This window comes from Altericroceibacterium endophyticum (genome assembly GCF_009827595.1).
In the GTDB taxonomy this organism is placed as follows: Bacteria; Pseudomonadota; Alphaproteobacteria; order Sphingomonadales; family Sphingomonadaceae; genus Altericroceibacterium; species Altericroceibacterium endophyticum.
Map to the genome: position 1 here is coordinate 196,689 of NZ_WTYT01000003.1, position 24,042 is coordinate 220,730.

Consider the following 24,042-nt stretch of genomic DNA (forward strand, 5'->3'; position numbering starts at 1 on the left):
GCCATCGAAGGAAGGATTGACCATGAAACGCCTGATTATCATTGCTGGCGCGCTTGCGAGCTCAGCCATGGCTCCAATGCCTGCGGCTGCGCAGGATGAGCCGGGTGAAAAGGTCAATCAGCTGATTATCTATGGTGAGGACAAATGCCCGCAGTCGCCCCCCGGTGAAATCACGGTCTGCGCGCGCATGGATGAAAGCGAACGCTACCGCATTCCCGAAACCCTGCGCGAGAGCGACGATCCGGCCAATGAAAGCTGGACCAGCCGGGTGCAGGCCTATGAAACGATCGGCGATTTTGGCGCGCTGTCCTGCACCCCCTCGGGCGCGGGCGGTGACCTTGGCTGTACGCAGAAACTGATCGACACAGCCTATGCAGAGCGGAAGGAAAGCTCCAATATCCGCTTCAGCGAACTGATCCAGCAGGCACGGGAAGAGCGGCTTTCGACAATTGATGAAGAAGCCGCCGAGACCCAGGCCCGGGTCGAGGAAATCGAGCGCGAATATGACGCACGTCAGCGCCGTGAAGCCGAAGCGGCTGAGCAACAATCGGATGCGGCTGCTCCCGGCGATCAATAAATACGCGTTAACTATAGGCATCATTAACTATCGGGATGTAGAGCCGTGTCATGACCAAACGGCTCCGCATTCTGACGATATTCGGCACTCGGCCCGAAGCGATTAAATTATTCCCACTGGCACACCGTCTGGGGGCGGATGATCGTTTCGATTCGCGCATTTGCGTCAGCGCGCAGCATCGCGGGTTGCTGGATCAGGTGCTCTCCATCGCCGGGCTGGTGCCCGATCACGATCTGGATCTGATGCGCCCCGACCAGACGCTCGATTCGCTGACCGCCGCTTTGTTGACCGGGCTGGGGAAGGTGATGGATGCGGAGACACCCGATTGCGTTGTGGTGCAGGGCGATACCGCCACGGCCATGAGCGGGGCGCTCGCGGCCTATTACCGCAAGATTCCAGTCGCTCATGTCGAGGCTGGTCTGCGCAGCGGCGACATTTATCATCCTTGGCCAGAAGAAGTGAATCGCAAGATCATCGGCAGTATGGCCGCGCTTCACTTTGCCCCGACCGAAACGGCGGCGGCGGCGCTGGCCCGCGAAAATGTCGATCCTTCCACTATTCACGTCACCGGCAATACGGTGATCGATGCGCTACACTGGATTACCGCGCGGATTGCGCAGGAACCGGCCCTGGCGGGTGATCTTGCCCCATGGGAGAAGCGCTTTTCCGGCAAGCGAATCATTGGTGTCACGACCCATCGGCGGGAAAATTTCGGTGGCGGTCTGGAAGCGATTGCCAGCGCCCTGCGCGAAATTGCTGCGCGCGATGATGTGGCGCTGATCTTCCCGGTTCACCCCAATCCCAATGTGCGCAAGGTCATGGATGGGGCCTTGGCGGGGTTTGATAATGTGGCGCTGATCGAACCGCTCGATTATCCCAATTTCGCCCGGCTGATCGATATTTGTGATCTGATGCTGACCGATAGTGGCGGCGTGCAGGAAGAAGCGCCCGCATTGGGCAAGCCGGTGCTGGTCATGCGCGAGACGACCGAGCGCCCCGAAGGGGTTGCCGCGGGGACCGCGCGGCTGGTCGGCACCGACACGGCGAATATAGTCAGCGAAGTGACCCGGCTGCTCGATGATGCAGAGGTTTATGGCAAGATGGCCCGGGCGCATAATCCCTTCGGCGACGGGCACAGTGCGCAGCGTATTGCGGACCATCTGGCGGGCCTTGGAAATCAGGCCGTAAACTCATAAACAGCACCATCGAGGCGCCCAAATGGCGAACATATCGGAGCAAAGCGCCCGCCGGGAAGGCTGTTTGCCTTTCCAAGGGCGATTTGGTTCGAGAGGGAAGCCATTTGAGCGTCGCAAAGCGATTTGGCCAAAATGGCCCATCGCTGCGTTAAGAAGCCTTGAAATATCGACATATTCCCACGCCTTCTTTCCTTGCGCTGAGCCATTTTGCCTCAAACCTCGACGGTGGTATTTATCGGTTTACGGTCTAAGTTTGATTATTGCGGTGGCAACCGGCGCTCTTCGCAAGTTTCACCTTACTTTATGCTTTTCATTGTAGATGTCGGCCAATCAACAGGCGGGGAATTTCATGCGCGGCGTTCAGCAACCCACAGTGAGTGTTATCGGGCTGGGCTATATCGGCTTGCCCACGGCAGCTGTCATTGCCCGAAGCGGCATGCAAGTCTGCGGTACGGATGTTTCCGAAAGGGTCGTTGAAACGATCAATCGCGGCGAGATTCATATCGAGGAAGTGGATCTCGACGGTCTGGTGCAGGGCGTGGTGCAGCGGGGATTGCTGAAGGCTTCAACCAGTATTTCACCCGCCGATGTTTTCGTCATTGCCGTGCCGACGCCCTTCCACAAGGATGGCAAGCATACGCCGGATATATCCTATGTGCTGGATGCGGCGCGCGGCATCGCGCCGGTGCTGAAGACTGGTGATGTCATCATTCTGGAATCGACCTCTCCCGTCGGTACGACAGAGGCGATGCGCGATCTGATCGCGCAGGAACGGCCCGATCTGGCCGTCCCCGGCCAATGTTCGGGGACGCCCGATATTTCCATTGCCTATTGTCCGGAACGGGTGCTGCCGGGGCGGATTCTGGAAGAGCTGATCAATAATGATCGCTCGATCGGCGGAATTACCCCGCGCTGCGCCCGCAAGGCGCTGGCTTTCTACAAACGCTTCGTGCGTGGAACCTGCGTCACCACCGATGCGCGTTCGGCCGAAATGACCAAGCTGGTCGAAAATGCCTATCGCGACGTGAATATCGCTTTCGCCAATGAACTGTCCATGGTGGCTGATTCGATGGATATGGACGTGTGGGAAGTCATTCGTCTGGCCAATCGGCATCCGCGCGTGAATATCCTGCAGCCTGGACCGGGTGTGGGCGGACATTGTATCGCGGTTGATCCGTGGTTCATCGTCCACGGCGCGCCGGATAAGACGCCGCTGATCCAGAATGCCAGGCAGGTGAATGACCGCAAGATCCATCATGTGATCGAGCAGGCCTGTGCGCTGGTTGATGCGCAACCGGGGGCGAAAGTGGCCTGTCTCGGCCTGGCCTTCAAAGCGAATATCGACGATTTCCGCGAAAGCCCGGCGCGTCTGGTGGCCGCATCACTGGCCCGCAAATTCGGCGCCCGCATCCATGTGGTGGAGCCGTATGCGGATCAATTGCCGATCGAGTTTGAAGGCACGGGGGCGCAGCAGATCGATATCGATACCGCGCTGGAGGAATGCGACATTCTGATCGTGCTAGTCGATCATGACGTCTTCCGGTCCGTACCGCTGGCCGAACGGGTTACGAAACAGGTTTATGATACGCGCGGCATCTGGCCCGATCAGCCTGACAGCAAGGCGCTGATGGAACTTCGCCGCAGCGTGTGATTCAATCTGGAACGCGATGTCTTTTCAATCGGTTGGTCTTTGGCAACCCGAGGAGAGAACTATGTCGCTTGTTGAAATGGTGTCCCGTCACCCCCTGATTGACGATGTTAATGAGGAGCTGGTGGAAGCAGGGCGCCATGCCATGCTCTGCAGCCTGTTCTGCACCTCTTGCGCCGATGCCTGCGGGGCGGAGGATGATGGCACGCATCGCGATTGTATTCGTACGTGCCTTGATTGCGCCGATATCTGCATGGCCACAGCGCGGTTGGCGGTGCGCAATTCGATCGAGAATGTCGATGTGATGCGGGCTCAGCTGGAAATGTGCATTCTGGCCTGCGAGCGCTGCGCCACGCAATGTGAGAAGCATGACAGCGGGCATTGCGCTCTCTGCGCCAAAATGTGCCGGGAATGCGCGGCGGATTGCCGCAAGGCTTTGCCGAGCGTTCATAATGGCCACCCGGCCGGTTTCTCCTGAAACCAGCCGGACGGTGCCATCATGCTTTGATTGGGGGCGAGGCGCTAACCGCCTGCGCCGCCGCATTCGTCACGCCAGCGAAATATCCGGCGCATCTTCCTGCTTCATTCCGACCACGTGATAGCCGGCATCGACATGATGCACTTCGCCGGTGACGCCGGATGAAAGATCGGACAGCAGATAGAGGCCCGCGCCGCCGACATCGTCGATGGTGACATTGCGGCGCAAGGGTGAATTCAGCTCATTCCATTTCAGGATATAGCGGAAATCGCCAATTCCGCTCGCCGCCAATGTCTTGATCGGTCCGGCGGAAATCGCATTCACGCGAATATTCTCCGGCCCCAGATCATTGGCCAGATATTGCACGCTGGTTTCCAGCGCCGCCTTGGCTACACCCATCACATTGTAATGCGGTACGACCTTTTCCGCGCCATAATAGGTAAGCGTCAGCACAGAACCGCCGCTTTCGGGCATCATTTCCCGGGCGCGCTTGGTCACTGCCACCAGGCTGTAGGCGGAAATATTCATCGTCATCAGGAAATTATCGAGGCTGGTGTCGACATATTTCCCGCGTAATTCGGTTTTGTCCGAAAAGCCGATGGCGTGGACGATGAAGTCCAGACTATCCCAATGGCTCTTGAGTTCATCAAACGCGGCATCCAGCTTATCCATATCGGATACGTCGCATTCGATCATGATATCGGAGCCCAGCGTTTCCGCCAGCGGCTTCACCCGCTTCAGCAGTGCATCACCCTGATAGGAGAAGGCCAGTTCGGCCCCATGCTCTCTCAGCTGCTTCGCGATACCCCAGGCCAGTGATTTGTCATTGGCCAAGCCCATGATCAGGCCGCGTTTGCCTTTCATCAGACCGCTCATTTAACCCTTGTCCTCCATAGACTGCGCCTCCTGGCGATTTTCTCGATTATCCGCTTCGCCGATCCAGTCCTCTTCATCGGGAGGTTCGACAAGCGCTGCGTTGAGTTCAGCGCCCATTACCATTCCTAGGCCCACGAGCCAGAAAAAGAAAAGCGCGATCATCATTCCTGCCAGCGAGCCATAGGTCAGATTATAGCTGAATACGCTGCGCAGCAGCGGTGGCAGAATGATGGTGACGCCCACCCACCATCCCGTAACCAGCAAAGCGCCGGGCCATTTGGGATAGCAGCGTTGACGATAATGCGCCGGGGTGAGCGTGTAAAACAACATATAGAGCGACCCGAACAAACCCGCCGCCGGGACGATCCGCGACAGCGATAGCTGGCCCAGCACCGTGTTCAATTCGGGAAAATACGCCTCGATCACCTGCTGTGCCGTGCCGATCATGACCTGCGCGATCAGTGACAGCATCAACAGCAACACTGCGCCGATAATGATGCCGGTCGACAACAGCCGCGTTTTCCAGAATGCCGCGGTTGGATGCGTGCCATAGGCGCGGCGCAATATATCGCGAATAGTCTCGATCAAACTGCCGACGGTCCACAGGCCGAACAATCCGCCAGCCCACAGCAGCCAGCCGCTGCGCTGTTCGATCACATCGCGGGCGACCGGCCCGATGACATCACCCACAACCGGGGGCAGGGCGTATAAAATCGCATTGATCGAAGCCGCCCGTTCGCTGTCTTCCCCCACCAGAGAGAAGATCGCCGCGCCGGTGATGAAAAAGGGAAAGATGGCCAGCATCGCCATGTAAGCGAGATTGCCGGCATGGATGAACCCGTCATTATAGGCTCCCACCGCGACGCGTTTGATCACTTCAAATGCGCGGCTGCCGGGGCCCACCTGCTTTTTCACACGGGCTTGCAGGCTACGGTGCTGCTTACGCCGTGCTTCAGGCGAAAAATCCGGCACCGGAGGGCCCGGGCGATCTTCTTCCGAAAGTCCGGGCAAGCCGTTGCACCTCTTCCACTAAATTGTACCGACACCCTGCTGAATAGCACTGCGCATCATTCGCCCAAAGCAGAACGTGCGTTCTGGGCGTCTTCCCAACCCTCCAGACGGCTGGCCAGTTCCGAAACATCGTCAGGCAATATTATTTCCAGCCGGACAAGCTGATCGCCGCGATCGCCATTCTTGCGCGTAAATCCCTTGCCCTTGAGGCGCAGGACCCGGCCCGAACTGGAGCCGGCGGCGACGGTCAGCATCACCGCACCGTCCACGGTCGGCACCCTGACCTTGGCCCCGTTCACCGCTTCATTCAGCGTCAGCGGCAGGTCCAGCCGCACATCGTCGCCATCCCGTTCAAAAAAGGCGTGGCTGTCGATTTCGATAGTAACCAGACCATCGCCGGCGCCGCCCGGTCCGGCTTCGCCCTTGCCTTTGAGGCGCATCTGCGTGCCATCTTCCACCCCGGCGGGCAGTTTCAAATCGATCGTCTTGCCATCGCTCAGCGTGATTCGCTGATCCTTGCGGCTGGCGGCATCGGTGAAGGGGACTTTCAGGCGATACCGTACATCCGCGCCCTTGCGCGGCGGAGCGCGGTGACCGCCGCGGGTACCGGCCCTGCCGCCCATTCCGGCACCGCCCATGCCCGGGCCGCCGCGGCCAAATATACCTTCGAACAAATCGCTCAGATCCGGGGATTCGCCGCCCATGCCGCCAAAGTCCTGCGACGAATAGCTGCGCTGGCCACCGCCATGGAAACCGCCGCCGCCTCTGCCGCCCATGCCGAAGGGGGAGGTCGGGTTGCCGTCGCCATCGATCTCTCCGCGATCGAACTGACCGCGTTTTTCCTTGTCGGTCAGCAGGTCATAGGCCTGCGTTACCTTGGAGAATCTCTCCGTCGCTTGCGGATTATCCTTGTTGCGATCGGGGTGAAGTTCCTTCGCCAGTGTCCGATAAGCGGATTTGATGTCCTTCTCGCTTGCATTGCGGGAGATACCGAGTGTCGAATAAGGGTCTGCCATGGTGTGTTAGCTAGGTAATGCAATTGCGCCGTGCAAGCCGCAGACACTCTCTTTTGCGAGGGTATAGGCATTTGCTCTGCGAAAGCTTTATAGGCACGCTTGGACGAGATAGCGCAGGATGAAGGAATAACACCCCCCATGAAGCTCGAAGAAAATGCGATTCCCGACAGCGATCCCTTTGTATTGTTTGAAGAATGGCTGACCGAAGCGAAGATCAGCGAGCCAAATGATGCCAATGCTATGGCGCTGGCCACCGCGACGGCTGATGCGGCGCCTTCGGTGCGCATGGTGCTGTTGAAGGGGCATGGCGCGGAATTGGGCGCGGAATTGGGCGATGCCGGCGGTTTCATTTTCTACACCAACGCGCAAAGCCGCAAGGGCGGGGAAATTCTCGCCAATCCGCAGGCGGCGCTGCTGTTTCACTGGAAGAGCCTGCGCCGGCAAATCCGCATCGAGGGACCGCTGACCGAAGTGTCGGCGCAGATGGCGGATGATTATTTCCATTCACGCCCATGGGTTTCGCAAATCGGTTCGGCCGCGTCCGATCAATCGCGCCCGCTGGATGACCGCTCGACCTATCTGAACCGGGTGGAAGAGCTGACCGAATTGTATGAGGGCCAGGAAATTCCGCGTCCCCCGCATTGGACCGGTTTCCTGCTCACTCCTTCCGCGATGGAATTCTGGACCGACCGGCCCAACCGTCTGCACGAACGGCGCCGCTTTGTCCGGCAGGGTGATGGCTGGTCCTCCAGCCTGCTTTATCCGTGAGCCATGAACTCAACCCCAAGGCGCGGGCGCGGCTGACTGCCAGTGCGGCAGGTGGCTCGATTCTGGTCGCCGGTCTGCTGGTCTCCCTCAAATTATGGGCTGCCTGGCGGACCGATTCCACGGCCATGCTCGGCAGTCTGGCTGATAGCGCGCTGGACCTTGTCGCCAGTCTTGCCACGCTGATCGGTGTCTGGATCGCGGCGCAGCCGGCGGATGAGGATCATCGTTTTGGCCATGGCAAGGCCGAGGCGCTGGCGGCCATGCTGCAAGTGGTGCTGATCGCATTGTCGGCTTTTGGCCTGACCTTTCGCGCGGTCGGTCAAATGCTGCAGGGCGGCTCTGTCGCTGCGGCAGAGGAAGGGATCGCCGTCTCGCTGATCGCGATTGCGGCCACTTTTGCCCTGCTGGCCTGGCAAAGGCATGTCATCCGCCGCACCGGTTCGGTCGCGATCGGGGCTGACCATGTGCATTATCAATCCGATTTGCTGCTGAATCTAGGGGTGATCGTGGCGCTGGCGCTGGATCAGTTTGCCGGTTTTGCGGGGGCGGATCCGCTGTTCGGTCTGGCGATTGCGCTATGGTTGGGGTGGGGCGCATGGCGTGCCTCCGGTGAGGCGATCAATCATTTGATGGACCGGGAATGGCCCGAGGAAAAACGCACGCGTTTTCTGGAGGTGCTGGCCCGGCACCCGGAATTGCGCGGCGTGCATGATCTGCGCACGCGTACCAGCGGGATGCACGATTTCGTGCAGTTCCATGCCGCCGTGGATGGTGCGATGACCGTTTCCGAAGCCCACCGTGTGATGGATGAGCTGGAAGAGCGGATCGAACGCGCATTTCCGGGGGTGGAAGTGCTCATTCATCCCGATCCCGAAGGGCGACTGACCGATCAGGCAGAAAGGTCGGATAGGAGCAGCCTGCAATCGGAGGAATTGTTGCCCGACATAAAGACCGGAAAGCGGTCATGACCGGCGCGCTGCCCTATTGGCATGTGGATGCCTTTTCCGCGCGGCCTTTTGGCGGCAATCAGGCCGCCGTCATGCCCCTGCCGCAGTGGCTGCCCGATGCTGTGTTGCAGGCCATCGGGGAAGAAAACAACTTTGCCGAAACCGCCTTTCTCGTAGCGCAGGACGGCGGGCCAGCGGATTATGAATTGCGCTGGTTCACGCCTGAATGTGAAATCCGTCTCTGCGGCCATGCGACGCTGGCGTCCGGCCATGTCTTGCTTTCGCAAGAGCCGGAGCGGGACCATGTGACCTTTGCAACGCGGCAGGCGGGCATTCTGGAAGTGCGCCGTATGGCCGAAGGCGGCTATGCGCTGGCTTTACCGGTGATCGAGACCCAGCCACATGTATGGGCGGAAGCGGTGGAAGGGCTGGGGTCAGAGCCTGAGGAGGTCCTTCGCAATAAGGATGGCTACACGATCTTCCGCTATGCTTCCGAAACGATCATTCGCCGCCTGACCCCTGATTTTGACAGGCTGGCACGGCTGGGCGATGACCAGTTCATCTGCACGGCGCCGGGTGATGGCACCGATGTGGTCAGCCGCGTATTTGTCCCCGGTGCCGGTTTGCCCGAGGACAGCGTCACCGGATCAGCGCATGCCGCGCTGACCCCCTATTGGGCAACGCGCCTGGGCCGTGATCACTTCACTGCGCATCAGGCATCGCGGCGCGGGGGCGATCTGTCATGCCGGCTGGATGGGGACCGCGCCTGGCTGGGCGGACCTTGCACAACCGTGGTCGACGGGCAGTTCTATTTGCCGGAATAAACGTCCAGCACATCGGCGAGCGCCTGTTGCAGAGCCGGTCGCTCGCTTTCCTCGGTCTGTCCGAGTCGCACCAGAGTGAGCTTTTTCTCCGGCCAGACGATCACATATTGTCCCTGATGCCCGACGGCCGCGAAAATGCTCTCTGGCAGGCGATCGGGAAACAAGACGGTGCGATGCGTATCGGATTCGCGGTTCAGCCAGAGACTCGCGCCATAATCGGGTGCTGCGGGAGACGGCGAGGTCATGAAGTTCACCCAGCCGCGTGGCACCAGCTGAATGCCGCGCTCCGAGCCGCCATGACGCAGCAGCTCGCCGAATTTTGCCCAGTCCCGGGCATTGGCCCAGATCATGCTGCCGCCGATCATCGTGCCACTGGCGTCATATTCTGCCCGCATGGAATCCATTCCCAGCGGCGCGATCAAGCGTGATTGAAGAAAGGCGGCAACCTGTTCACGCCGCTGATCGGGTGATCCCCCGGGGGCCAGCACCCGCGCGGCAATATCCATCAGGACGATGGAATTCGCGGTTGAATAGGTGAATTGCGTCCCCGGTTCGAATTCCAGTGGCTGCGCTTCGGCGGCTTGCGCCATGTGATCGCGCCCGTCCAGAAACAGCATTCTCACCGTATCCGCCTGCGTGATGTCGGGGGCCGTTTCGGCATGGCGCAGACCAGAGCGCATTTGCAGCAATTGGCGGATGGTAATGTCGCCGCGTGGATCACCTGCCCGGCGCCAGCGCGGAATGGGGGCATCCTCATCCAGCTGCAGCCGCCCTTCGGCAATCAGGATACCGGTCAGGACGCCGGTCACCGTCTTCGCCATCGACCAGCCCAGAAAGCGCGTATCGGCATCATAGGGTTCGGCATAGCGTTCTGCCGCTACCTCGCCCGCATGCATCAGGATGACGGCCCGGGTTTCGCCAAGATCCTCCCGCGTGAACAAGGCATCCACGCGCCGGGCCAGCGTTTCGCGATCAGTGCCCGGCTTTTCCGCTATCGTGGCCATGACTTCAGGCGCCACAGGCGGCGGACCATCCGGTGCGGCATCTCCACAGGATGCCAGCAGGAAGGCTGGCAGCAGGAGGCTTAACAGGGTAGGGGTAAGAGGCCGTTTCATGCGGCATGCTCCATCTTCCAGACAGGCAATAATGGCAACTGCAAAGCGACAGGCAAGTGATCGGCAGCACCGCGGCATCGCGTCATACTGGCAGATTATCGGCGTATTGGCTCTGCTGGCGGCGGGGCTAAGCTGGTTTTATCGTGCCCAGATTGATGAACAGGCCCGCGCCGGAGTCGCTGCTGGCGCGCATATTGCCTGTTCCTGCCATTATATTGGCGGCCGCGCCCTGGATGACTGCACCAGGGATTTTGAACCGGGCATGGAATGGGTGTTCGTCAGTCAGGATAAAACCAACCAGTCGGTAACGGCCTATATCCCGCTGATTGCGAGCGATAGCGCCACCTATAGTCCGGCAAAGGGCTGTGTGCTCGACCGCTGGCACCGCTAGGGCTCAGCCTATGGCTTGCTCGGTTTCTTCAATCCAGCCACCCCCGACGACTCGGTCCCCAGCATAAAGTACCGCGGCCTGCCCCGGTGCGACGCCGAATTCGGGCGTTGCGAAACGAATGGTGGTTTCGGCTCCATCGCCAATGGAACCATCCAGCGTGACCGGCACGGGCTTTGACAGCGACCGAACCTTCGCGCTCAGCGGCATATCGGGCAGCAGGCCAATCCGATTCGTTTCGGTGATCCGCGCCGCGCAAACCCCCAGCATACGCTTGGGGCCGACCTTCACCTGCGCAGCGGCGGCATCTATTGCGATGACATAAAGCGGCTCTGGCTGGCCGCCAATATCAAGCCCGCGGCGCTGGCCAACGGTATAGTGAATAACGCCGGGATGGCGGCCCAGTTCTTCGCCGGTTTCTGCATGGACGATGGCGCCCTCACGCCCACCCTCGGGCCGCATGGATTTGACGATCTTGGCGTAATCGCCATCGGGAACGAAGCAGATATCCTGACTGTCCGGTTTGCCCGCCACGGTCAGGCCGAATTCCTCGGCGATTTCGCGGACCTGGCTCTTGGGCAGATCTCCCAGCGGGAAACGCAGATAATCCAGCTGCTCCTCGGTCGTGGCATAGAGAAAGTAGGACTGGTCGCGCGCCGGATCATGCGCGCGGTGCAATTCCACGCCATTGGCGCCTTCGACTCGGCGGACGTAATGGCCGGTTGCCAGACAATCGGCCCCCAATTCGCGCGCCATGCGCAGCAGATCGGTGAATTTCGGACCCATATTGCAGCGAATGCAGGGAATCGGTGTCCGCCCGGCGAGATAATCATCGGCAAACCGCTCCACCACGTCTTCACGGAAGGAGCTTTCATGATCGAACACGTAATGTGCAATGCCGAGTCGGTCCGCGACATTGCGTGCATCGCGGATATCATCGCCGGCGCAGCAGGCGCCTTTACGCCCGGTGGCGGCCCCATAATCATAAAGTTGCAGCGTGATGCCGATCACTTCGGCTCCGCTGGCGGCGGCGAGGGCGGCGACAACGGAGGAATCGACTCCGCCGGACATGGCAACCACAATCCGGCATTCGGCTGCTGGTCGCGGCAAAGCGAACATGTCGGCTGGCGATATCCGGGAATCTATCTGAAAAGGCGCGTTCATATGCGCCCCTTACACCGCTGCGCCGTTAACCGCAAAGGGCGGGATATCCATGCTTAACAAGGCGTAACCAGGCAGTTTACCGGTTCTTGATGCTTGCCTGACTAAAACAGGGAGCATGACAAACAAACGACCCTTCTCAAAACGCCGCACAGGCCGGTTACGCCCGATGTCCTGGGGGGAATTGACGAATCGTTTATCATGTCAGGAAGACACCCGCGGATCAGAGGAAATCGCAGCCGATGCTCCCTTGCAGCGCATTGCAGGCATCGAAGGTTACCGAGTTGTTAACTTTGATCATTTAGTTAACGGCAATGATCGTGAAGCTACGAAATCTGGGCAGATACGAGGAACGGCCACAAAGCGGGGACGACAATGATCGAGAATCAGAAAATTCGGCCAGCTAAGGTAATCGGCCCTCTGGGAGAGCCCCTTACGGTGGAAGATCTGCCCAAGCCCAATACCAAGCGCTGGGTGGTTCGCCGTAAGGCTGAAGTTGTAGCCGCCGTTAATGGTGGTTTGCTCACTCTGGATGAAGTTCTGGACCGATATGGTCTGACCATTGAGGAATTTGCCAGCTGGCAAAGAGCGGTCGATCGCTCCGGCATGCAGGGCCTCCGCGTCACGCGGATTCAGCATTATCGTGATTTATACGAACGGCAGCTGAAATACTAAACGCCAACTCTCTCGATTAACCTCTGGGGAACATTACGTTAAACCAGCTGTTTAGGAACCATCGCATGCATGATGCGGGATAAACAGGAGGATTGGCTAATGGGTTGGATTATTGCATTGATCGTCGGCGGTGTGGCCGGCTGGCTCGCCAGTATGGTCATGAACCGTGATGCTTCCATGGGCATTTTCTGGAACATTGTTGTCGGCTGTGTGGGTTCTCTCATCGGTAACGCCATCTCCCAGTCACTGGGCGGTCCGGGCGGTACGGTCCAGGCGTTTTCGCTTACTGGTCTGATCATCGCTTTTGTCGGCGCCGTGGTGCTGCTCGCAATCGTGAACCTTATTCAACGCGGCCGGGTACGGTAACACCGTCCCCAACGTGACAAGATATGAATGAATGGCGGGCTTCGGTCCGCCATTTTTGTGTGCGCTTTGTCGAATTGTTATTGCTGTCCGTAGAACATGTTTTGGCCGCATGTAGCTCGCTATATAATCGGTCTGCTGGTAAAGCGCTGCTATTGGCAGTAGATAATCACACTGCATGCGCTCCGCCAGAAAGGCGAAGCTACGGGGCTGAAAGCACAAATGAATTACGAAGCAAGTGTCCAGGCTGATTATGATGGTACACCGCCTCCTTCCGAAGGGGATGTTCTTGTGGATGAGCAGGAAGTCTCCCGGCGCAAGCGGGTTATTATCATTGGCGCAGTAATCGGTGTGCTGGCCGTCCTGGCATTGCTGTTTATGATGATGCACGGCTCCGAAGATGAACCCTTCCAGGCTTCTGCGGACCAGCTCCCCAGCGTAACAGTCGCCGCACCTGGCACCGGCACCATTTCCGGCCAGATCATGGCCACTGGCACACTTGCTGCCCGCCGCGAAATGCCCGTTGGCATTGCGGGTGAGGGTGGCCGCGTCGTTTCCGTCCCGGTTGATGCCGGTGAGTGGGTGAAGGCGGGGCAGGTGCTGGCGGTGATCGATCGTTCAGTACAAAATCAGCAAGTTAATTCGGCCCGCGCACAAATCGATGCGCGCAAGGCCGATGCCCGGCTGGCTCAGGCCAATCTTGATCGTGCGCTGAAACTGGTCGACCGGGGCTTTATCAGCACCGCCGATGTCGACCGGCTGACCGCCACGCGCGATGCCGCCAATGCGCAGGTCAAGATTGCCGAGGCGCAATATCAGGAACTCGTTGCCCGCAGTAACCGGCTCAATGTCACGGCCCCTGCCTCAGGCTTGTTGCTCGAACGGAATGTGGAGCCGGGACAGGTGGTGTCTTCGGGCAGCGGAACCTTGTTTTCCATCGCCAAAGGCGGGGAAATGGAGCTGTTGGCGCGGTTGAGCGAAGATGATCTGGCCAAGGTGTCGGTTGGCTCCAAGGCCACGGTTACGCCAGTGGGCTCAGGCGAACAATTTACCGGCCAGGTGTGGCAGGTTTCGCCAACGATCGACCCGGATAACCGGCAGGGTCTTGCACGGATCGCGCTCTCCTATGCCAAAGATCTGCGTCCCGGTGGTTTCGCCAGCGCGCAAATCAATGGCGGGTCGCTGGTCGCGCCGCGCCTGCCCGAAAGCGCTATTCAGTCGGACGAACAGGGCAGCTACGTCTTCATCGTCAAGCCGGACAATACGGTGGCGAAGCAGCGGGTCCAAACCGGCGTTGTGACAGAGGGTGGCATTGCCATCATCGACGGGCTTGATGGCACGGAAAAAGTGGTGCTGCGCGCAGGTGGCTTCCTGAATGAAGGCGACACGGTTAAACCGGTTGTTGAAACCGGCGAAGAAGCGGCGAATTAAGCCATGTCATTGCGCAACATTTCGGCCTGGTCGACCCGCAACCCGATTGTTCCGATCGTTCTCTTTATCGGTCTGACGCTGGCCGGGCTGGTCTCTTTCAGCCGGATGGATGTGAATAATAACCCGGATATCGATTTCCCGGCGGTAAATGTCTCCATCAGTCAACCGGGCGCCGCGCCGACGGAAATCGAAACGCAGATTACCCAGAAGGTCGAAGCCGCGGTACGCTCGGTGAACGGGGTCGATCAGATCCAGTCCACGGCGAGTGAGGGCAACAGCAACACGTTCGTCCAGTTCGTGATTGGCACCGATGCCAACAATGCTGTGAATGAAGTGAAGAATGCGGTCGATCAGGTGCGCGGCGATCTGCCGGATGGCATTCTGGAGCCGCGTGTATCCAAGGTTGAGGCCGGCGGCAGCGGGCCTATCGGCTATTTCGCGGTCAGCGCCGATGATATGACGATGGAGCAGCTGAGCTGGTTCATCGACGATACGATTTCGCGCCGGCTGCTTTCTATCGAAGGGATGGCCGCGGTTAGCCGCGCAGGCGGCGTGGACCGTGAAATTCGCGTGGTGCTGGACCCGGCACGGATGCAGGCGCTGGGCGTGACGGCCAGTGCCGTCAATGCCGCCTTGCGTCAGGTTAATACCGATGCCGCTGGCGGTGAGGCGGAGATCGCCGGATCGCGCCAGTCGGTGCGCGTGCTGGGCAATGCGGATACGGCGCTGCAGCTTTCCAATACGCGGATCAGCCTCGGCAATGGACGGACCATCAGGCTCGATCAGATCGCCAATGTCTATGATGGCTATTCGGAACAGACATCCATCGCCAAGATGAATGACCGCCAGGTGGTCACTTTCGGTATTGAGCGGGCCAAGGGCGCCTCCGATGTCACCGTTTATGATGCGGCGATCGAAGAGCTCCACGCGATTGAAGCGGACAATCCGGGTATTCATTTCACGCAGGTCTTCACCAGCGTCGATTATACCAAGGACCAGTATGAAAGCTCCATGTCGGCCATGGTCGAAGGGGCGCTGCTGGCGATTGTGGTGGTGTTCCTGTTCCTGAGGGATTGGCGCGCAACCATTATCGCTGCCTTGGCGATCCCGCTTTCGGCGATCCCGACCTTCTGGTTCATGGATATGCTGGGCTTCACGCTCAACACTCTGTCATTGCTGGCGCTCAGTCTGGTGGCCGGGGTGCTGGTCGATGATGCGATCGTGGAGATCGAGAATATCGTGCGCCACATGCGCATGGGCAAAAGCGCGTATCAGGCTTCTATCGATGCCGCGGATGAGATTGGCCTCGCCGTGGTGGCCACGACCATGTCGATTGTCGCGGTCTTCCTGCCGGTGGGACTGATGCCGGGTATTTCGGGTCAGTTCTTCAAGAATTTCGGCCTGACCGTGGTGGCGGCCGTGCTGATGAGTCTCGCTGTCGCGCGCATGATCACACCCATGATCGCGGCCTATTTCCTGCATGCCAAGGGGCATGCCGAACATGGCAGCGGGCGCATGATGGATCTTTATATGAAGGTCCTGCGCTGGACATTGAACGAGGAAAAGGTCGAGGCTTACCGTGCGCAGCGCGGAGGCAAGGGCCGTATCCTTTCGCGCCTGCGAGACCACCGTTTCTGGATGTTCCTGGCGGGTGTTTCGGCCTTGCTTTTGACGGTGTTGCTTCTGTCATCCCTGCCGCAGCAATTCGACCCCACCACGAATTCGGATACCAGCAGGGTCAATATCGAAATGGTGCCGGGCACCACGATCGAACAGACCGAAGCCGTGGCCGACCGGGTGACAGAGCTTGTCGAGGCACAGCCTGAAGTTTCCCATCTGATGGAACGGATCAATGAAGGGGAGGCGCGCCTTTTTGTTGTGCTTTCGCCTGATCGTGAAGCAACCAGTCTGGAATTCGAACGCCGTCTGGCACCGCAATTGCAGAATATTCCTGATGCGCGGGTCAGCTTCGCCTCGCAGTCGGGTGGTTTCGGCACGGGCCGCGATATTTCCGTGATGCTGACCGGGTCTGACCCCGCTGTTCTGAACAGCACGGCGCAGAAACTGGTTCAGCAGATGCAGGATGTGCCGGGCGTCGTCGCGCCGCGTATTGATGCCGATTTGCAGCGGCCCGAATTGATCATCGTGCCGCGGCTGGATTTGGCGGCGCAGCTTGGCGTCACCACCTCTGCACTGAGTCAGGCCATTCGCATCGCGACATTGGGCGAAATTGACCAGAACGCGGCCAAATTCTCCCTGAGCGACCGTCAGGTGCCGATCCGCGTGGTGCTGAGCAAGAATGCACGGCGCGATATATCGACGATCCAGAACCTGCCTGTGACTACTGCCACAGGAGGCTCCGTGCCATTGAGCCGGGTTGCTGAAATCCGTTTCGGTGCCGGTCCGACCCAGATTGAACGTTTCAACCAGTCGCGCCGTATCTTTGTTGGCGCGGATCTTGGTCCCGGCCAGGTCAAAGGCCCTGTCATGGCTGAGATCAATGAACTGCCGATCATGAAAAACTTGCCCGCTGGCGTATCCAATCGCCCGGTGGGTGAGGATGAATGGCAGGAAGAGCTGATCAACAACTTCATTGTTGCGGTCATCAGCGGCGTATTGCTGGTCTTCGCGGTGCTGGTCCTGCTTTATAAGCGCTTCGTATCGCCGCTGGTGAACATGACCTCGTTGCTGCTGGCACCGCTGGGCGGCTTGCTGGCGCTGGCGCTTATCGGCCAGCCAATATCGATGCCGGTCTATATCGGTATTCTGATGCTGCTGGGCATTGTGGCCAAGAATTCGATTCTTCTGATCGACTTTGCGCTGGAGGAAATGGCCGCTGGCGTCCCGAAAAAAGAAGCGATTATCGATGCCGGGCATAAGCGTGCACAGCCCATCCTGATGACCACGGTGGCGATGACGGCGGGCATGGTGCCCACGGCGCTGTCGTTGTCCGGTGACGGGGCATGGCGCGCGCCGATGGGCATGGTGGTGATTGGTGGCCTGCTGCTGTCCACCTTGCTCACGCTGATTATCGTTCCGGCTGGCTTCAGTCTGGCGGACGGTTTTGAAAAACGCCTTGGCCCCTGGCTGCGTGAAAAATTCCTGACCTATCGCCCCGGTGACGAGGATGTGCAGGCCGCGCATGCAGGGCCGGAGGCACGTCCGGCCGAGTGAGTGCAGATTCGGCTTCCGGGCCGGGCACGCCCCGGCTTTCGCCCCATGGCGTGATCGCGGATCAGCGGCGCGACCGGGCACGGCGGATGCGCGTGCTGGCCACCGGCTTGCTGGTGGTCATGGGTGCGTTGTTCCTGCTGGCGCGCCATTATGAAGGGGCGCATCCCGCCTGGCCCTATGTGATGGCCTTTGCAGAGGCAGCGATGGTCGGCGGTCTGGCGGATTGGTTTGCCGTCACCGCTCTGTTCCGCCATCCCCTCGGTCTGCCCATCCCGCACACGGCGATCATCCCGTCGAATAAAAACCGTATAGCCGACAGTATGGCGGCCTTTCTGCAGGCCAATTTCCTGACCCCGGCTGTGGTGGCGCGGCGGCTGCGTGATATGAATCTGGCGCGCAGCATGGGTGCGTTTCTGGCCGATCCGGAGTTTGCGCGCAGCAGCCGGATACGCGGCGGGGCCAGCGAATTATTCGCGCAAGTTCTGGAAACGCTCGATCCGGACAGACTGGGCGCGCAGGTTAAATCCGGGCTCGCATTGCAGCTTGAACGCGTTCGCGTCGCGCCGCTGCTGGGCCAGATGCTGTCGGCGGCGATTGCGGATAAGCGCCATATTCCCGTGATGGAAAGCCTGATCCGCTGGGCCGGGCTGACGCTGGAGGATAATGAAGACCTTGTCCGGGCAATGGTTGCACAGCGGGCCAATGCGTTACTGCGCTGGACCGGGCTGGATGACCGCCTCGCCAATTCCGTGCTGGACGGACTTTATAAATTGCTGGCCGAAGTGCTGATCAATCCCGACCATCCGATGCGCGCGAAGCTGGAAGAGGGGTTGGAATCGCTCGCGCATGATTTGCAATATGATCCGAAGATGCAGGCCAGGGTCGAGGGTATGAAGGCCGAATTGCTGGCCAATCCTGCGCTGGGCGACTGGTGGCAGGGCGTTTGGGAACGGCTGCGCCACCGGATGATCGACATGGCGCGCAATCCCGGCGATGTGATGAGCGGGCAGCTGGGCGACAGTATACGGGAGCTGGGGCAGTCCTTGCAGGACAACCCGGCGTTGCAGCTTCAGGTCAATCGTTTCGCGCGGCGCACGGCAGTGGGGATTGCCAGCCGTTATGGTGGGCAAATCGTCCGGCTGGTTTCGGAAACGGTAAAGCGCTGGGACGCGAAAACGGTCAGCGCCAGAATTGAAGGTGCCGTTGGGCGCGACCTGCAATTCATTCGTATCAATGGCACGCTGGTGGGCGGTCTGGTGGGCTTAACGCTCCACATTCTGGGACATGTGCTGTGAATCCCGCCCCCTTTCTCCGTACGGAAAGGCTCGACCTATGGAAGCCGCGGGCCGAACATTGTGATCCCGTTGCGCGGATTGTCATGCATGATGAAACCTCGCGTTTTCTGGGCGGAGCCCGCAGCTATGAAGGGCAGGTCACGCGTTTCCTGCGCAATGCCGGTAGCTGGCTGGTGCATGATTACGGCACGCTGACGGTAATGCGCCGCGATACGCAGGACATCATAGGGACGTTGGGCCTGTTCTATAGCTGGCGCGATCTTGGCCCCGATATGGATGGGCAGGCGGAAGCCGGCTGGATCTTGCGCCACGATTGCGCCGGACAGGGTTACGCGCGGGAAGCGATGGAAGCGGTGCTGGCATGGTTCGACAGCGAACACGGCCGCCGAATTATCTGCATGATCGAACCGGCCAATTTCGCGTCGATCAAGCTGGCGGAACGGCTTGGTTTCACGCCGATGCGCGAAACCAAGCTGCCCGAAGATGCTGCTACCGTGTGCCTGTTCGAACGGGCCGCACGGCAGCCAGGTCGCTGATCAGCCGAGTTTTTCTGTCAGTTCAGGCACCGCATCGTAAAGATCCGCCACCAGGCCGATATCGGCAACCTGGAAGATCGGTGCGTCTTCATCCTTATTGATCGCAACGATCACCTTGGAATCCTTCATCCCGGCGAGATGCTGGATCGCGCCTGAAATGCCGACGGCAATGTAAAGCTCCGGGGCGACGATCTTGCCGGTCTGGCCGACCTGATAATCGTTGGAGATATAGCCGGCATCTACCGCTGCACGGCTGGCGCCAATCGCCGCGCCAAGCTTGTCAGCCAAGGGCGTGATGACCTTGTCGAAAGTCTCGGCGTCTTTCAGCGCGCGGCCACCCGAAACGATGACACCGGCGCTGGTCAGTTCAGGCCGTTCACCGCCCGATTCTTCCAGTCCGACGAAATTCGACAGGCCCGGATTACCGGCAGGTGTCACCTCTTCGACACTCGCCGACCCGCCTTCGGCAGCGGCCTTTTCAAAGGCTGTACCGCGCACGGTGATGACCATTTTGGCATCGCTGCTTTCAACGGTGGCGATGGCATTGCCGGCATAGATCGGGCGGGTGAAACTTTTCTCCCCCTCGACCGAAATGATGTCGGAAATCTGCATCACATCAAGCTTCGCCGCGACGCGCGGGGCGATATTCTTGCCAATGCTGGTGGAGGGCGCAACAAAGGCGTCATACCCCTCCATCAGACCGATGATCAGCGGAGCGACATTTTCCGCCAGCATATGCGCATAGGCGCCATCTGCTGCCACCAGCACCTGTTCGACACCAGCGATCTTGGCCGCAGCATCTGCCGCCTGTTTGGCGGCATCGCCTTCCGCGGCGATGAGGGCGTGCACCGTGCCGATCTTGGCCGCAGCGGTGATGGCGGAAAGGGTCGCATCCTTGATCGCGCCCGCTTCCTGTTCAACCAGAACGAGACACTTCATCATGCGACTCCCATATCTTTGAGCTTGGCGACCAGTTCATCCACCGAGGCGACCTTTTCACCGGCCTGGCGAACCGGCGGTTCCGCCACTTTGAGCGTGGTGAGGCGCGGCGTGACATCGACGCCGTAATCTGCCGGGGATTTGGTTTCGAGCGGCTTCTTCTTCGCCTTCATGATGTTGGGCAGCGAAGCGTAGCGCGGTTCGTTGAGCCTGAGATCGGTGGTGATGATCGCGGGCAGAGTGAGGCGCACCGTTTCAAGGCCGCCATCCACTTCACGTGTCACCGTGGCGCTGTCACCATCGAGTTCGACCTTGCTGGCAAAGGTACCCTGCGGCCGGTCCATCAGAGCTGCCAGCATCTGACCGGTCTGGTTGCAATCATCATCGATGGCCTGCTTGCCCAGCAGGATCAGGCCGGGCTCTTCCGCGTCGGCGACGGCTTTCAACAGCTTCGCCACGGCGAGCGGTTCGACCGTTTCGTCGCTTTCAATCAGGATTGCACGATCGGCACCCATGGCAAGCGCGGTCCGCAGGGTTTCCTGCGCCTTGGCCGGGCCGACCGAAATAGCGATAACTTCTTCGGCCTTGCCGGCTTCTTTCAGACGGATCGCCTCTTCCACGGCGATTTCGTCAAAAGGGTTCATGCTCATTTTGACATTGGCAAGGTCAACACCGGAACCATCTGGCTTTACCCGGGGGCGGACATTGTAATCGATCACCCGCTTTACGGGGACGAGGATCTTCATTGGCTGTTTGCCTCCTAAGCGAATTGTGTGCTCTTTCTTAAGATGCGCTGTTACGTGCTGTCGCGCTCCCGCACAGGAAGGTCAAGGGGGCGTATTGTCACCAGCGATATGCTGAAACTCACCGGCGGCCCGGCCGTTGATAAGCGCCCATCAATCAGGAAAGCGCAGCTCTTGAAACAATCGCCCCAAAACGTCTGTGACATTCTCGATTGCCTGGACGATCTGGCGGAGGAACAGGACGAAGTCAGCGTTGACCGCGTGATCCACGCTTTTGGCAGCCGCAGCTATGGCCCCTGCCTGATTGTGCCGGCTTTACTGGAGCTGACCCCGATCGGGGCGATACCCGGCGTGCCGACCTTTCTGGCGATCACGATCGCAATCTGCGCGGTGCAGATCGTGATGGGCAGACGCCATCTCTGGTTGCCAGGCCTCATCGGGAATCGGGGTATATCGGCGGAAAAGCTGAAGCAGGGCGCAGAAAAACTGCGCCGTCCGGCACGCTGGCTGGATCGCTGGTTTCATGGCCGATTGAAAGCGCTGACAACGGGCATGTTCACCCGGATCGCTGCGGCCATCGTGCTGCTGCTGTGCTGCACGGTCCCGCCGCTGGAGCTGTTACCCTTTGCCAGCAGCGGGCCGATGCTCGCCATTGCGGCATTCGGCCTCGCTTTACTGGTTCGCGACGGAGCGTTGATGCTCGTCGCTCTGGCCCTTAGCGCCGGGGCCCTTGGCCTCGGCGCATATATAGGGCTGTGGGCAAGCGAAGGCGGCGCTTAGGCCGCCTGCTTCACTTCACCGACGATCTTCTTGGCGGCATCGCCCAGATCATCGGCAGAAACGATCGGAAGGCCGGAAGTCTCGAGGATTTCCTTGCCCTTCTCGACATTGGTGCCTTCAAGGCGGACCACCAGCGGAACCGACAGATCTACTTCCTTGGCCGCGGCGACAATGCCTTCTGCGATGATGTCGCAGCGCATGATGCCTCCGAAGATGTTGACCAGAATGCCCTTCACAGCCGGGTCTGACAGGATGATCTTGAAGGCTGCGGTCACCTTTTCCTTGTTGGCGCCGCCGCCTACGTCGAGGAAGTTCGCCGGGAAGGCGCCGTTCAGCTTGATGATATCCATCGTTGCCATGGCAAGGCCTGCACCATTGACCATGCAGCCAATGTCACCATCCAGCTTGATGTAAGCCAGATCGTGCTTGCTGGCTTCGATTTCCATCGGATCTTCTTCGCTCTCGTCGCGCAGTTCGGCCACGTCCTTGTGGCGGTAAAGCGCGTTGGAATCGAAGCTCATCTTGGTGTCGAGCACCAGCAGCTGTTCATCCTTGGTTTCAACCAGCGGGTTGATTTCCAGCATCTCGCAATCGAGATCGACAAAGGCCGTGTAAAGCTGTTTTGCCAGCTTCTGCGCCTGCTTGTTCAGGTCGCCCTTCAGCTTCAGCGCGAAAGCCACGGCGCGGCCGTGATGCGGCATGAAGCCCTGTGCGGGATCAATGGTGATGGTGGTGATCTTTTCGGGCGTGGAATGCGCCACTTCCTCAATATCCATGCCGCCTTCGGTGGATACGATCAGCGCCACTTCGCCGCTGGCACGATCGACCAGCAGAGAGAGGTAATATTCTTCAGCAATGTCCACACCGTCGGTGATGTAGAGGCGGTTCACTTCCTTGCCGGCATCGCCGGTCTGCACGGTCACCAGCGTGTTGCCGAGCATTTCCCTGGCGTTGGTTTCGACCGCTTCGAGCGAGTCGGACAGACGAACACCGCCCTTTGCGTCGGGGCCGAGCTCCTTGAAAGTGCCCTTGCCGCGTCCACCGGCATGAATCTGTGCCTTCACGACATAAAGCGGTCCAGGCAGCTTTTTCGCGCCTTCCAGCGCTTCTTCGACGGTCAGGGCGGGGTAGCCAGCGGGAATGCCGACACCATATTTCGCCAGCAATTCTTTCGCCTGATATTCGTGAATATTCATGGGGAGGAGGACTCCGACTGATAAATTTGAAGGTTAGGAGCGCTTAAGCATATGCAGCGCCGCTTGAAAAGTGGCGCTGGGGCGCGCAGGCGTGGTTTCACGATGATTGATTGTTTTACCCTTGAAGAAATTTGCCGCGAAGCCGGTTCCATCGCCATGCGTCAATGGCCGGGCGACGGACACAGCCCCGATGTCTGGAACAAGACGGGAGGCAGTCCTGTCTGTGCTGCCGATCTGGCGGTGGACGCCTTTTTGAAGAGAGAGCTGACCGCCTTGCTGCCCGGCGCTGGCTGGCTGTCGGAAGAAACCGCCGACAATGCGGATCGTCTGGCCTGTGACCACGTATGGGTGGTCGACCCCATCGATGGCACGCGGGACTTTATCCGCGGGCGCCGCGGATGGGCTGTTTCGGTGGCGCTGATCGCGCATGGACGGCCCGCAGCCGGGGTGCTGGTTGCCCCGGCGAGAGATGAATGGTGGTGTGCCCGGGCGGGGGAAGGGGCCTCGCTCAATGGGGAGCCTCTTGCAGCCAGCACACGGACTGATTTTCCCGGCGCGCGGGTGCCGGCGGATTCGCTGATGAAGGAAGACCGCGACCTGTCGCTGGTGGAAAAACCCAATTCCATCGCCCTGCGCGCGGCGATGGTTGGGGCCGACCGGGCCGATCTGGTGGCGACCCTGCGCTGGGGCTATGAATGGGATATCGCCGCCGCCGCGTTGATTGCGCAGGAAGCGGGGGCGCAGGTCAGTGATGCCTTCGGTCAGGATCTGGCCTTCAACAAAGCAGATCCGCGCGCATTTGGTCTGCTGATTACCGCACCCGCCATTCATCAGGCGGCGGTTGAGCGGTTGGCGGAGCGTGCCGGGCGCTATTCAAAGGCTTAGGGCCCTGAGCGCCCCCAATA

Annotated in this window: 24 protein-coding genes; 16 read left to right on the top strand and 8 right to left on the bottom strand. The window is 59.7% G+C overall.

The window, feature by feature from the left end; genetic code table 11:
• Window positions 1–22 precede the first annotated feature (22 nt).
• The 4 genes from GRI91_RS08010 to GRI91_RS08025 all read left to right on the top strand — a co-directional run bounded on the left by GRI91_RS08010 (window position 23) and on the right by GRI91_RS08025 (window position 3,899).
• Window positions 23–577 (top strand): hypothetical protein, encoded by a 555-nt coding sequence (locus GRI91_RS08010; protein WP_160736138.1) that lies wholly within the window; start codon window positions 23–25, stop codon window positions 575–577.
• A 50-nt stretch (window positions 578–627) separates the two neighbouring features.
• A complete protein-coding gene (gene wecB / locus GRI91_RS08015) occupies window positions 628–1,773 on the top strand; it encodes a non-hydrolyzing UDP-N-acetylglucosamine 2-epimerase (RefSeq protein ID WP_160736139.1) in 1,146 nt (381 codons plus the stop codon).
• Window positions 1,774–2,122: 349 nt separating this feature from the next.
• Window positions 2,123–3,424 carry a UDP-N-acetyl-D-mannosamine dehydrogenase gene (gene wecC, locus GRI91_RS08020; RefSeq protein ID WP_160736140.1) on the top strand — a complete coding sequence of 434 codons (1,302 nt, stop codon included), beginning with the start codon at window positions 2,123–2,125 and terminating at the stop codon, window positions 3,422–3,424.
• 61 nt (window positions 3,425–3,485) lie between these two features.
• Window positions 3,486–3,899 (top strand): four-helix bundle copper-binding protein, encoded by a 414-nt coding sequence (locus GRI91_RS08025; RefSeq protein WP_160736141.1) that lies wholly within the window; start codon window positions 3,486–3,488, stop codon window positions 3,897–3,899.
• A gap of 69 nt (window positions 3,900–3,968) precedes the next feature.
• Here GRI91_RS08025 and fabI read toward each other — a convergent pair whose 3' ends face one another.
• The 3 genes from fabI to GRI91_RS08040 form a co-directional block, all read right to left on the bottom strand.
• The gene (fabI, locus tag GRI91_RS08030) at window positions 3,969–4,775 is read right to left on the bottom strand and encodes an enoyl-ACP reductase FabI (protein ID WP_160736142.1); all 807 of its coding nucleotides are present in this window, start codon (window positions 4,773–4,775) and stop codon (window positions 3,969–3,971) included.
• A complete protein-coding gene (locus GRI91_RS08035) occupies window positions 4,776–5,690 on the bottom strand; it encodes a YihY/virulence factor BrkB family protein (protein WP_337190339.1) in 915 nt (304 codons plus the stop codon).
• A gap of 152 nt (window positions 5,691–5,842) precedes the next feature.
• Entirely contained in the window at window positions 5,843–6,802 is a 960-nt protein-coding gene (locus tag GRI91_RS08040; RefSeq protein ID WP_160736143.1) for a DnaJ C-terminal domain-containing protein, read from the bottom strand.
• A 138-nt stretch (window positions 6,803–6,940) separates the two neighbouring features.
• Here GRI91_RS08040 and pdxH point away from each other — a divergent pair, with 138 nt between their 5' ends.
• From pdxH to GRI91_RS08055, 3 genes are read left to right on the top strand one after another with little or no spacing between them, the layout of a single operon-like run.
• Window positions 6,941–7,570, top strand: coding sequence for a pyridoxamine 5'-phosphate oxidase (pdxH, locus tag GRI91_RS08045; protein WP_160736144.1), 630 nt, complete (start codon window positions 6,941–6,943; stop codon window positions 7,568–7,570).
• Complete coding sequence (locus GRI91_RS08050) at window positions 7,567–8,538, top strand: cation diffusion facilitator family transporter (protein ID WP_160736145.1); 972 nt, start codon at window positions 7,567–7,569, stop codon at window positions 8,536–8,538. The genes pdxH and GRI91_RS08050 overlap by 4 nt, the downstream gene beginning before the upstream one ends.
• Window positions 8,535–9,341 carry a PhzF family phenazine biosynthesis protein gene (locus GRI91_RS08055; protein ID WP_160736146.1) on the top strand — a complete coding sequence of 269 codons (807 nt, stop codon included), beginning with the start codon at window positions 8,535–8,537 and terminating at the stop codon, window positions 9,339–9,341. The genes GRI91_RS08050 and GRI91_RS08055 overlap by 4 nt, the downstream gene beginning before the upstream one ends.
• On the opposite strand, the gene GRI91_RS08060 is transcribed toward GRI91_RS08055, so the two are convergent.
• Complete coding sequence (locus GRI91_RS08060; protein ID WP_160736147.1) at window positions 9,326–10,456, bottom strand: serine hydrolase domain-containing protein; 1,131 nt, start codon at window positions 10,454–10,456, stop codon at window positions 9,326–9,328. The two genes, GRI91_RS08055 and GRI91_RS08060, sit on opposite strands and share 16 nt — an antisense overlap.
• Before the next feature lie 31 nt (window positions 10,457–10,487).
• Between GRI91_RS08060 and GRI91_RS08065 the strand changes: the two genes are divergently transcribed.
• On the top strand, window positions 10,488–10,847 hold the full coding sequence (locus GRI91_RS08065; RefSeq protein ID WP_160736148.1) for a hypothetical protein: 360 nt from the start codon (window positions 10,488–10,490) through the stop codon (window positions 10,845–10,847).
• Window positions 10,848–10,850: 3 nt separating this feature from the next.
• Here the strand turns inward: GRI91_RS08065 and mnmA are convergent, their stop codons facing one another.
• The gene (gene mnmA / locus GRI91_RS08070) at window positions 10,851–12,008 is read right to left on the bottom strand and encodes a tRNA 2-thiouridine(34) synthase MnmA (protein ID WP_160736149.1); all 1,158 of its coding nucleotides are present in this window, start codon (window positions 12,006–12,008) and stop codon (window positions 10,851–10,853) included.
• Between the two features lie 372 nt (window positions 12,009–12,380).
• Between mnmA and sciP the strand changes: the two genes are divergently transcribed.
• The 6 genes from sciP to GRI91_RS08100 all read left to right on the top strand — a co-directional run bounded on the left by sciP (window position 12,381) and on the right by GRI91_RS08100 (window position 19,479).
• Window positions 12,381–12,680 (top strand): CtrA inhibitor SciP, encoded by a 300-nt coding sequence (sciP, locus tag GRI91_RS08075; protein WP_160736150.1) that lies wholly within the window; start codon window positions 12,381–12,383, stop codon window positions 12,678–12,680.
• Between the two features lie 99 nt (window positions 12,681–12,779).
• Window positions 12,780–13,046 carry a GlsB/YeaQ/YmgE family stress response membrane protein gene (locus GRI91_RS08080; protein ID WP_160736151.1) on the top strand — a complete coding sequence of 89 codons (267 nt, stop codon included), beginning with the start codon at window positions 12,780–12,782 and terminating at the stop codon, window positions 13,044–13,046.
• Between the two features lie 219 nt (window positions 13,047–13,265).
• Window positions 13,266–14,474: an efflux RND transporter periplasmic adaptor subunit gene (locus GRI91_RS08085; RefSeq protein ID WP_160736152.1), complete on the top strand. Its 1,209-nt coding sequence runs from the start codon at window positions 13,266–13,268 to the stop codon at window positions 14,472–14,474.
• Between the two features lie 3 nt (window positions 14,475–14,477).
• On the top strand, window positions 14,478–17,648 hold the full coding sequence (locus GRI91_RS08090; RefSeq protein WP_160736153.1) for an efflux RND transporter permease subunit: 3,171 nt from the start codon (window positions 14,478–14,480) through the stop codon (window positions 17,646–17,648).
• Window positions 17,649–17,734: 86 nt separating this feature from the next.
• Complete coding sequence (locus tag GRI91_RS08095) at window positions 17,735–18,943, top strand: DUF445 domain-containing protein (RefSeq protein ID WP_160736376.1); 1,209 nt, start codon at window positions 17,735–17,737, stop codon at window positions 18,941–18,943.
• The gene (locus GRI91_RS08100) at window positions 18,940–19,479 is read left to right on the top strand and encodes a GNAT family N-acetyltransferase (RefSeq protein ID WP_160736154.1); all 540 of its coding nucleotides are present in this window, start codon (window positions 18,940–18,942) and stop codon (window positions 19,477–19,479) included. The genes GRI91_RS08095 and GRI91_RS08100 overlap by 4 nt, the downstream gene beginning before the upstream one ends.
• Here the strand turns inward: GRI91_RS08100 and GRI91_RS08105 are convergent, their stop codons facing one another.
• Window positions 19,480–20,418, bottom strand: a complete 939-nt coding sequence (locus GRI91_RS08105; protein WP_160736377.1) for an electron transfer flavoprotein subunit alpha/FixB family protein — start codon at window positions 20,416–20,418, stop codon at window positions 19,480–19,482.
• Window positions 20,418–21,164 (bottom strand): electron transfer flavoprotein subunit beta/FixA family protein, encoded by a 747-nt coding sequence (locus tag GRI91_RS08110; protein WP_160736155.1) that lies wholly within the window; start codon window positions 21,162–21,164, stop codon window positions 20,418–20,420. Before GRI91_RS08110 ends, GRI91_RS08105 begins: the two co-directional genes overlap by 1 nt.
• 171 nt (window positions 21,165–21,335) lie before the next feature.
• Between GRI91_RS08110 and GRI91_RS08115 the strand changes: the two genes are divergently transcribed.
• The gene (locus GRI91_RS08115; RefSeq protein ID WP_237437742.1) at window positions 21,336–21,941 is read left to right on the top strand and encodes an exopolysaccharide biosynthesis protein; all 606 of its coding nucleotides are present in this window, start codon (window positions 21,336–21,338) and stop codon (window positions 21,939–21,941) included.
• Here the strand turns inward: GRI91_RS08115 and sucC are convergent.
• Window positions 21,938–23,137: an ADP-forming succinate--CoA ligase subunit beta gene (gene sucC, locus GRI91_RS08120; RefSeq protein WP_160736156.1), complete on the bottom strand. Its 1,200-nt coding sequence runs from the start codon at window positions 23,135–23,137 to the stop codon at window positions 21,938–21,940. The genes GRI91_RS08115 and sucC overlap by 4 nt on opposite strands.
• 102 nt (window positions 23,138–23,239) lie before the next feature.
• Here sucC and GRI91_RS08125 point away from each other — a divergent pair, with 102 nt between their 5' ends.
• On the top strand, window positions 23,240–24,022 hold the full coding sequence (locus tag GRI91_RS08125; protein WP_160736157.1) for a 3'(2'),5'-bisphosphate nucleotidase CysQ: 783 nt from the start codon (window positions 23,240–23,242) through the stop codon (window positions 24,020–24,022).
• Window positions 24,023–24,042: the final 20 nt, after the last annotated feature.